The 9991-nt window shown below is 61.0% G+C and carries 7 protein-coding genes; 2 read left to right on the top strand and 5 right to left on the bottom strand.

The window, feature by feature from the left end:
- Nucleotides 1–35: 35 nt before the first annotated feature.
- The 5 genes from HU811_RS20500 to HU811_RS20480 form a co-directional block, all read right to left on the bottom strand.
- Nucleotides 36–500 (bottom strand): SRPBCC family protein, encoded by a 465-nt coding sequence (locus tag HU811_RS20500; protein WP_186657788.1) that lies wholly within the window; start codon nucleotides 498–500, stop codon nucleotides 36–38.
- Between the two features lie 33 nt (nucleotides 501–533).
- Nucleotides 534–3953 carry a non-ribosomal peptide synthetase gene (locus HU811_RS20495; protein ID WP_186657787.1) on the bottom strand — a complete coding sequence of 1140 codons (3420 nt, stop codon included), beginning with the start codon at nucleotides 3951–3953 and terminating at the stop codon, nucleotides 534–536.
- A 10-nt stretch (nucleotides 3954–3963) separates the two neighbouring features.
- Nucleotides 3964–4896, bottom strand: a complete 933-nt coding sequence (locus HU811_RS20490; protein WP_186657784.1) for a diiron oxygenase — start codon at nucleotides 4894–4896, stop codon at nucleotides 3964–3966.
- Nucleotides 4893–5669: a DUF3050 domain-containing protein gene (locus tag HU811_RS20485; protein ID WP_186657782.1), complete on the bottom strand. Its 777-nt coding sequence runs from the start codon at nucleotides 5667–5669 to the stop codon at nucleotides 4893–4895. The genes HU811_RS20490 and HU811_RS20485 overlap by 4 nt, the downstream gene beginning before the upstream one ends.
- A 690-nt stretch (nucleotides 5670–6359) precedes the next feature.
- Nucleotides 6360–7052 carry a GntR family transcriptional regulator gene (locus HU811_RS20480; RefSeq protein WP_092459980.1) on the bottom strand — a complete coding sequence of 231 codons (693 nt, stop codon included), beginning with the start codon at nucleotides 7050–7052 and terminating at the stop codon, nucleotides 6360–6362.
- Nucleotides 7053–7325: 273 nt separating this feature from the next.
- Between HU811_RS20480 and lapG the strand changes: the two genes are divergently transcribed.
- Entirely contained in the window at nucleotides 7326–7949 is a 624-nt protein-coding gene (gene lapG / locus HU811_RS20475; protein WP_371264169.1) for a cysteine protease LapG, read from the top strand.
- 14 nt (nucleotides 7950–7963) lie between these two features.
- Nucleotides 7964–9910: a cyclic di-GMP receptor LapD gene (gene lapD / locus HU811_RS20470; RefSeq protein ID WP_092403315.1), complete on the top strand. Its 1947-nt coding sequence runs from the start codon at nucleotides 7964–7966 to the stop codon at nucleotides 9908–9910.
- Nucleotides 9911–9991: the final 81 nt, after the last annotated feature.

Below are 9991 nucleotides of genomic sequence, written 5' to 3'. Positions count from 1 at the left end.
TCGCGAGCAAGCCCGCTCCCACAAGGGAGTGGTGTTTACTTGAACATCACTTGGACATTCCCCATCGCCTCATCGGCAAACCCTTGCAGGAAATCCCGGAAGCCGGACGGGGTATGTGCATCGGTGTGGTCGGCGATGATGGTCCAGGTGGCGCGGCAGCGGTTGTCCGCCAGGGGCTCGACGTGCATCGCTGCCCACAGGTTATCGATGCCTAGGGTGTTGTAGATCAGCGTCCAGGTCATGTGCATGGCCTGGTCATCACGGCTGTTGAGCTGTTCCACCACCAGGTTCTGTCCGTCGCGGAAAAACTTCTTGCGCAGGGACCTCACGCCATCGCCGGTCATTTCGATGTGCTCAAGTGCCGGGATGAATTGATCGAACCCCGCAAAATTACCCACCACTGCCCAGACGCTCGCCGCGTTGGCGGGTACTTCCACTGAAGTTTCGACCTCGCAGGCGTGCGGGTTCTTGATCAAAGTGTCGGGTTGAAGTGCATTCATGGTCTTGCTCCTTTTTTTACAGTTGAGGGTGCTTCAGATGAAATCGATGGCCTTGAGGTAATCAGCACCGCGGCGCAGCAGGGCCGGGGATTTTTCCGGGTAGCGGGCACCCATCTGCCTGACGCCGGCCCGGGCGTTGGCGTGGTTGATCAACGAGATGTCGCCGATGTCTTCCTCGAAGCCGTTGAGGTAGAAACCCAGTACGCCGAACAGGGCGTTGTCGGCATTGACTCGGCCTAATTGCCGTTGCCAGTCGGCGACGCTGACCAGGGAAAATGTGCGGCCGCTGTCACGAAACGACGCCACATAAGCGTCCCAGCTCAAGGGCTCGGGGTTGTGCAGGTTGAACACCGCCTGCGTCGGCTGATAGCGACTGGCGTGGAAGGCGATGAAGCGCGCCAGGAAGTCCACCGGCATCAGGTCGAAGTTGAGTGACAGATCCGGCACCTGACCGAGCTGGATCGAGCCTTTGAGCATCAGCATCAACCGGTTCTTGTGGGGCTGGCAGACCCCGGTCAGGCTGTTGAAACTGATGTTGCCCGGGCGAAACAGATTGACCCACACCCCACGGTCCCGGGCCCGCTGCAGGATCCGCTCCCCGACCCATTTGGACAGGTTGTAGCCGTTCTTGATGTAGATCGGTGGCGTCTCTGCGGCGGGCTGCTCCAGGACCTGGCCGTCGGCATCCAGGGCACTGGACGCCGACAGCGTGGAGACGAAGTTGAAGATCTTCTTGCTGCGCCCTTCACACAGGCGCAGGCATTCGAAGATCGGCTCCACGTTGTCCCGCGCCAAAGACTCGTAGTCGAGCACGTGATTGACATGGGCCGCGTTGTGCACCAACGCGCCGAAGGTGCGGTCGATGCGGGCATAGACATCGTCTGGCAAACCCAATTGCGGTTGGGTGATGTCGGCGGCGTAGACACTGACGCGGCTCAGGTCCAGGTGGTTCAGCCGATTGTCCCGCAGGGCCTGGGCGAAGCGTTCGGCCGCGCTTTGTCCACCGGATTCGCGCACCAGGCATGCGACTTCGGTGGCGCCCCAGGCCAGCAAGGCCTCAACGATGTGTACCCCAAGAAAACTGTTGGCGCCGGTCACCACCACCTTGTGCACATCACCACACCGGCTGACAGGCAGCGGATTGAGGTTGAGTTCCGCTTGCGCATCGATCAAGGCCTGGGGGCTGAGGGTCGATGTGCTGTTTTGCTCAGGATCGTCTAGCAACTTCGCCAGCGTCATCAGCGTAGGTGCTTCGATGAAGCGATTGATCGACAGGCTGCGCCCAAAGGCCTCGCGGACCCCGAGCAACAGTTGAGACAACAGGATCGAATGGCCACCGAGATTGAAGAAGCTTTCATCGGTGGCGATGTCGTCGACCGGCAGCTCCAGCAACTCGGCCCACAGTTGCCGCAGCTGCGTTTCCAGAACGTTCTGCGGCTGGCGCCGATGGCTGCCGACCTGTACTTGCACCGCCGTGGCGAGCAAGGCCCGGCGATCGACTTTGCCATTGCTGGTGTAGGGCAGGCTGGGCAATTGCACGTAGGCCGCCGGGTGCATGTAGCTGGGCAGCGCGTTTTGTACATGCTCGCGCAAAGCCTGGAGGGCGGCGCCGGCCCGCTCTTCCCGAGGGTGAACCAGAAACGCCAGGATTCGCCGCCGTTCATCAATACCCACCGCTACTTGGCGAAACAGTTGGCTGTCGCGCAGGCAATGCTCGATTTCCTCGGGCTCGACCCGAAAGCCGCGGATCTTCACCTGGTTATCGCGCCGACCACACAGCTCAATGCCGTTGTCGGTCCATTGGGCGATATCGCCCGTGCGATAAACCCGCAGCGTTGCCCCGCCGGGCAGCGTCAGGTTGAGGTAGCGGCTCGCGGTCAACGCCGGATCGTTCAGATAGCCGAGGCCGACCCCAGGCCCGGCGATGTACAGCTCGCCCGGTGTGCCTTGGGGCACCGGTTGCAGCTGCTCATCCAGAATCAGCACCCGGCCATTGGCGATGGGCACACCGAGGTTGCGGTTGTTGTCACCGATACCGAATTGCCGGGTGGTGACCAGCACCGTGGTTTCGGTCGGGCCGTAGATGTTGTGGAAACTGCACTGCGGTGCGAGCTGTTCGATCACGAACGGCTCACAGACATCACCGCCGGTAATCAGGTGCGCCAGCCCCAACGGTGCATCCAGCGGCATCACGCTCAGCAGGGCGGGCGGCAGGAAAGCGTGAGTGACGTGCTGTTGCTCAATCAATGCCACCAGTTGCTGCGGATCGCGCCGCTGGTCTTCGCTGGGCACCACCAGCCTCGCACCCTGGATGAAGGTCGGCAGGATATCCAGCAGCGATGCATCAAAGTTGATGGTGGAGAACTGCAATGCCCGGCTGTCACGCTGTAAGCGGACATAGTCGCTATACCAGGCGCAGAAATGGCTGAGGTTGCGATGACTGAGCAGCACGCCTTTGGGCTGGCCGGTGGTGCCGGAGGTGTAGATGGCCACGGCCGGTTCGTCGATGTCCACCACGCGGCGGATCAGCGAGGCCGGGATGCCGGGCTGGGGTGCAGGCAGCTTGCGTACATCCAGCGTCGGCAGCGACAGCTCGCCCAGGTCGCTGTCACCGTCGTGCAGCAGCAGGTCCGCGTTGGCGTTCTCCAGGATAAAGCGCCGTCGTTGCGCGGGGTGTTGCGGGTCCAGCGGCAGGTACACCGCCCCGCAACCCAGCACCGCCAGGATAGCTGCGTACAACTGCGTGGACTTGGGCAGGCAGACACCAATCACCCCAGGTTTTGCCCCTGCCAGTTGCTTGAGTATCGACGCCTGCAAGCGCAACGCCAGACTGCGCAAGGATTTATAGTCGACGAGTTGACCCTCGACCCACAGCGCCGGTTGCGTGCCGTCATCGAGCATGCGCTGTTCGATGTCATGCATCACCGGCACTTCGGCTGCAGCCAGCAACCAAGGCACTGGGGGGCGATTGAGGTGGTGCTCGAAGGCCAGCGGCTCTAACACATCCAGTCCCTGCAACGATTCATCGCAGGCGTCGGTCTGCACCGCCGGCCAGTGATCGAAGCAGGCTTCGTCCCGGGAAAGCTGGCTGACCAGTCGCGCACCGTGCTCGACCACCGCCGCCAAGGCGCGCAGTCGCAAAGACTGGCCGTTGCCGCCGCCGTGCGGAGCGATCTTTTCCTGGGACAACGGCCGATGCGCGCTGTCTCGAAAAACCACCACCGGCTGTGGCAATGCCTGGCCGGAAAAAAACTGGAGCGCCACGCGCACCTGAAGGTTTGCGCGGGCGTCTAGGGTGCAGGGCAGCGTCCCGTCATCAATCAACAGGTCGACCGCTGCGTGGTGGTTCGCTGATTCAAGATGCACAACACCGTGGCCGTGCAGTTCGAGCTCCTGGGCCAGGTCGGTCATGGCCTGGCTTGTGCCAGACAGTGCAATTTCGAGGCGTCTCATGGGCGGATCCTCATGGGGTCAGGTAGTCGGCCAGGGCGTCACGCACGCAGGGGGACGCCAGCATCGAGCTGCTGCGAAAAAAGCGCGTGATATTGCCCACCAACGGATGAAAACGATTGATGGGGTAGGCCAGCGCACCGGCTTCTTCGCGCAGTGACTGACGCACCGATTCGTCGACGGGCAGGTGTGCGATCAGCTGGAAATCGAACGCCTGTTGCAGATCGCTCGCCAAGTACTGGCTGATGAAGCCGGGCATCAGTCGCGCAATCGTCTCGCGGTCTGCTTCGGGCGCGCTGCGCCAGTAGATTTGCACCAGTCGCGTCCAGAACCCGGAGTGCCGTCCCTCATCCAGCAAGTGGTCGGCCATCAGGCCCTTGATTGACGCCTTGACCGAATCATCCCGGGCGAATGCCGCCACTTCGTTGGTCACGGTGTTCTCGGCAATGGCGATGCAGATCAGCTCCACGGCGCTGAGCAGATGCTCCGGCGCCTGGGCCAGCGTTGCCGGTATGGCGCGGCTGAGCTCGATCTGATCGGGCAATGGGATCGGTGCGATGCCGGTCATCTCGATGGTCTGTTGCATGAAGTCCATCGCCACCAGTGCGTGGTAATCCTCGTCCACCACCACCGTCATTGCGTCGTAGCGGCAGGCGAACGGGAATTCGATGCCGAAGCTGTTCTTGGCAATGCTCCGGGCGGTGTGGTCCACCAGCTCGGTCTCGAAGATCACCACATCGTTGATGAACTTGTAGAGGCTCTGCACCAGCGCAAAGTCGCGCAATTGCGGGCAGTGGCTAAGGAAGGTCTGGCTGTGCACCAGGGGCTGACGGCTCATGGGGAAGATCAACTTGTCGTCGTCTTCGACGCGGCGCCGTGGCCGGGTGCGGATCGTGGCGCGGCTTTCCCAGGCGTCGGCGAAGGATTGGTATTCGACGGCGTTCATGGCGCCACCTGCGCAACCGGTTGGGCCATGCTCTGGCGTAACCCGTCCCACAATGCAGTGCGGCTTTGGACGGCAGCGAGTGCGGCGGCCAGCACCTCGGTTTCGCGTTGCGGGTCGCCATCGATCAGCCGGGCCAAGAGTTTTTCCGCTGCGGGGCCGTGGTCCTCGGAGTCGACTTCGATGTGCCGCTGCAGGTAATAACGGAACGTCGGCGCCTGATCCAGGCCGATACCCCAAGCGTCCAGCATGCGCTGGAACATCTGCGGGATGACGCTCTCGCGACCATGCACGAAGGCGGCGGCCACGCTGTGGGCCGGTGCGTGCAGCGCGGTGTGAAGGGTCTGGCGGACGAATCGGGCCGCCGCCGGCTCCACCTCGACGCTCTCCAGCGCTGTTTCGGGACTGACGCCTTCCTGTTGCAAAGTAATGAACTGCTCAATGGCGCGAGTATCGGCGCCAACCTCGCGCATGGCGTCCAGGTACAGTTCGAAATGGCTGCAATAGCCGGCTCCGGGGCGGTCATCCGACTCCTCGCCCAGGACGATTTCGTTGATCAAACGTGCAGCGTGTGGGTCGGCCGGCGGTAACCAGGGCAGGTGGACACAGGTCAGCTCCCGTTGCAGCCGTTTGGTCAGTGACATGAAGTCCCACACGGCAAAGACATGGCTTTGCATAAAACGGCGCAGCAGATCGATTGATGTTATTTCGGAAAAAACCGGGTGTTCGCCAAGGGCGTGTTTTTTCAGAGATAGTTGTTCTTTGGTGGGTAACATCGGAACGTCCTCATCAATGATGTTTGTTCGGAAAAGTCACCCGGCTTTTAATAAAAAAGCGAGCGGGTGCCTGAACCGGAGTCCATAAGTTTTGAAAGTATGTAAGTGCTCGGCTTAACGGCGCATTTATGGCGTTTGGGTAAGGTTTCTCGGGCCTTGGCCATAAACGTAAGCGGTCGATAACGACTCGACGGATAAAAAGCTAATACACCGAATAAGTAAGCGGCAAGTAATTTTTTAATTATTTAAAGAGCGTTGTTTATTGGGCGCGAAGAGGGGTATTAAAACTTTTAATATAAGTTTTATTCAGGCGAAGCCGCTCCTTCCGATAGAGAAGTATCAGAATTGAAGAAGTTGAGTGAATGCCTCACTCGGAGCACTTCAGGGGACAGGGAAATAAGAAGTTGTTGTTTTATGGGGGGGACATCGGTCGGACTTCCGATCATCCCGCCGGTTGGGCGATGCTCCTTGCGTGTTGGCTTCGATTCGCCTGGCTGCGGCCAGGCGCTGACTTCTTCAGGTCTGTTTTTTAATCGACAAACGCAAGAGTGGGCCCAAATCGATGGCAGTGCCATTGAACTGATGGGGGCGACAGGGCGCGGCTACGCTGCGGCCTCGTCGGGCGGGCGAGAAACCGTGTAGGAGGGATGTGTAAGAAAGTGATGCGCCCCTCAGGGCGCGGGCGTCAGGTCACCGGCTTGGTTGTTGTTCCAGATAGCGACGGATGGTGACGCAGGCTTTTTCCAGATGCAGCTCCAACAGGGCAACCGCTCTGTCGATGTCCTGGGCCGTAGCGGCCTCCAGCAGCGCGCGATGATCGTCCTGGGTCAGTTTGCCCAAGCCCATGGACGACAGATGAAAGCGCAAGAAGCGTTCTTCCTCATTGAGCTCGCGCTCGATCAGGTCCAGCAGTTTACTGTTGGGTGCCTTGTGATAAAGCGACATGTGGAACAGCCGGTTGAGCCTGCCGATTTCAGCGTGGTCGGTTTGGGCTTCCAGTTGCTCGATGTAATGGGCGGCCATGGCCAGGTCCTCGGCATCGAGCAGGGGAATGGACAGGCGTAAAGCGAAAGATTCAAGAACCGAACGCAGGGAGTAGGTCTCGATCGCATTGTTGGTGATCAACGGGGCCACCACGGCGCCTTTGTGCTGAACCACATTGAGCAGTGATTGCGCCTCGAGCTGGCGCAAGGCCTCGCGTACCGGCATGCGGCTGACGCCGAACAGGTCGGCCAGTTCCTGCTGACGCAGGGCGGTGCCGCAGGGCAGGCGCCCGTCGAGTATGGCCTCGCGTAGGGACTCTTCGATAATGGAGCGGGCCTGGGCAGCGGGAATGGGCCCGTTGACCTGGATAGTGCTTAGCGGTTTGGGCTTCTGTGTCACGACAACGCACCCTGACTGGTAGTAACAAAAATTGGATCCAAGCCAACGTTAGTTACAGATTGCCAAGCCGTCAAAACCTCGCGGCCCCGGTTCCTGAACTAAAGTTTAGTCTGCTTGTGGTGATCGCACCTTGCCATTGTCTTTTGCCGGGCCAGGCTTCACCATCCAACGCATTTCCCACGGCCCTTTTTGGACGTATTTCCCTTGGCTGCACCTTTCCCTGTTCCCAGGTCCTTGCGCTGGCTGTTTTCGGCATTGTTGCTGGCCGGCCTCATGCTGGGCGGCCTGCAGGCTGACTGGGACTTTGCGCAGATCAGCCGGCGGGCGCAAGCGTTATATGGGCCGTTGGGCGAAGGGCAGCAACGGATCGATGCCTGGCAGCAATTGTTGGCGACCCAGAAGCAGACGCCGGAGCTAGAGCAGCTCAGGGTGGTGAACCTGTTTTTCAACAAACGGGTGCGCTACGTCGAAGACATCGACCTGTGGCGTCAGGTCGATTACTGGGAGACCCCGATCCAGGCCCTGTGGAAAGGGGCCGGGGATTGCGAGGACTACGCCATTGCCAAGTACTTCAGCCTGCGTCGCCTGGGGGTGTCCAGTGACAAGCTGCGCATCACCTACGTCAAGGCGTTGCGGCAGAACCGTGCGCACATGGTGCTCACCTACTACGCGACCCCCGATGCCATGCCGCTGGTACTCGACAGCCTGATCGACGGCATCCTGCCGGCCAGCCAGCGGACCGATCTGTTGCCGGTCTACTCTTTCAATGCCGAGGGGTTGTGGCTGCCAGGCGCCAAGGGCAACAAGAAAGTGGGTGACACCAAGCGCCTGTCCCGGTGGCAGGATGTGTTGAAAAAAATGCAGGCCGAAGGTTTTCCGGTCGAGACGACTAACTAGGAGCGCGCGCTCAGATGTCCTTGTTCAAACAGCTGTTGATCGCTATCTGTCTGTTCCTGGTGGTTGCCTTCAGCGGCAGCTTCATGGTCAGCCTGGAAAGCTCGCGGGCCCAGTATGTCAACCAGTTGCGCTCCCACGCCCAGGACGCAGCCACGGCGCTGGCGCTGTCGCTGACGCCGAACATCGACGACCCGGCGATGGTGGAGTTGATGGTCAGCTCGATTTTCGACAGCGGCTATTACGCAACCATCCGTGTGGTCGATGTCGCCACCGACAAAACCCTGGTCGAGCGCACCGGCACGCCCGACGCCGGCAACGTGCCGCAATGGTTCATCAAGCTCATCGGCTTGGAGCCGGCCGGTGGCGATGCGATTGTCAGCCGCGGTTGGGAGCAGGCGGCGCGGGTCGAAGTGGTCAGCCACCCGATGTTCGCCCTCGCCAAGCTGTGGCAGAGCGCATTGGGCAGTCTGGGCTGGCTGCTGCTGTGTGGCGCGGTGAGCGCGGTGTTGGGGGCCTTGCTGCTGCGGCGTCAGCTCAAGCCGCTGGACTACATGGTGCATCAATCCCATGCCATCGCTCGTCGCGAGTTCCTGAGCCTGCCGGAGCTGCCGCGCACCCCGGAACTGCGCCGGGTGGTGCAGGCGATGAACCAGATGGTCGAGAAGCTCAAGGCGCTGTTTCAGGAGCAGGCTGAGCGTAGCGAAAAACTGCGGGTCGAGTCTTATCAGGACAATCTCACGGGCCTGGCCAACCGGCGATATTTCGAAATGCAGCTCCACGCCCGGGTGAGCAATCCCGAGCAGGCCAGTTCCGGTTATCTGCTGTTGCTGCGGGTCAAGGACCTGGCCGGACTGAACCAACGGCTGGGCGGGCAGCGCACCGACCAGTTGCTCAAGGCCGTGGGTGAACAATTACAGCGTGAATGCGCCCGCTACCCTGAAACCCACAACCTGGTGACGCGCATTCGCGGCGGGGAGTTCGCCGTGTTGGCACCGGGGCTGGTGCGCGAGGAAGCGCTGCAACTGGCGCAGAACCTCGACAGCGCGTTGGCGAGCCTGCATGCCACCGGTGCGACCGACGTGGCTTCGGTGGCCTCCATCGGACTTGCTCCATTCGTTCATGGCGACTCGCCGCAAGCCGTGCTCCAGCTCGGCGACCAGGCTCTGGCCCAGGCCGAAAGCCAGGGCGAGCCGGGTTGGGCCTGCCTGGACCACAGCGCCTCGGCCAGTGTCGGTGACGATCACCATGCCTGGCACAATCTGCTCGACCAGGCCTTGAGTAATCAGCGCTTCGAGCTTTACTTCCAGCCGGTGGTGGCCGCTCAGGACACCCAAGTGGTGCTGCATTACAAAGTGCTGTCACGGTTGCTGGACGAGCAGGGCCAGACCATCCCCGCCGGGCGCTTCCTGCCTTGGCTGGAGCGCTTCGGCTGGACCGCGCGGCTGGACCGTTTGATGCTCGAACAGGTGCTCAAGCAAATGGCCGGGCACGAACAATCCCTGGCGTTGAACCTGTCTTCGGCGACCTTGGCCGATCCGCAGGCGCTGAACAAAGTCTTTGAAATCCTACGGGCCCATTCCAACCTTGGGCCGCGCTTGACCCTGGAGATTGGTGAAGAGCAACTGCCGGAGCAAGCTGTGCTGGAGCAGTTGACCCGGCAGCTGCGTGAGCTGGGGTTCTCCCTGAGCCTGCAGCGTTTTGGTGGGCGTTTCAGCATGATCGGTAACTTGTCGCGGTTGGGGTTGGCTTACCTGAAGATTGATGGCAGCTACATTCGTGCCATCGACCAGGAGAGCGACAAGCGTTTGTTCATTGAGGCGATCCAGCGTGCTGCTCATAGTATTGACCTGCCGTTGATTGCTGAGCGGGTGGAGACTGAGGGGGAGCTGGCGGTGATTCGTGAGATGGGGTTGTTTGGGGTGCAGGGGCAGTTGGTTGGGGAGCCTCGGCGTTGGGGGTGAGGGTTGCTGGCGAAGCGGCCTATAGCCTTTTCACCGAGTACATATTCATTGCTGCGGTAACGGCCACTTAGGGTTCCGCCC

Source organism: Pseudomonas tehranensis (assembly GCF_014268615.1).
Lineage (GTDB): Bacteria > Pseudomonadota > Gammaproteobacteria > Pseudomonadales > Pseudomonadaceae > Aquipseudomonas > Aquipseudomonas tehranensis.
This window is presented reverse-complemented; position numbering and strand designations above follow the sequence as displayed.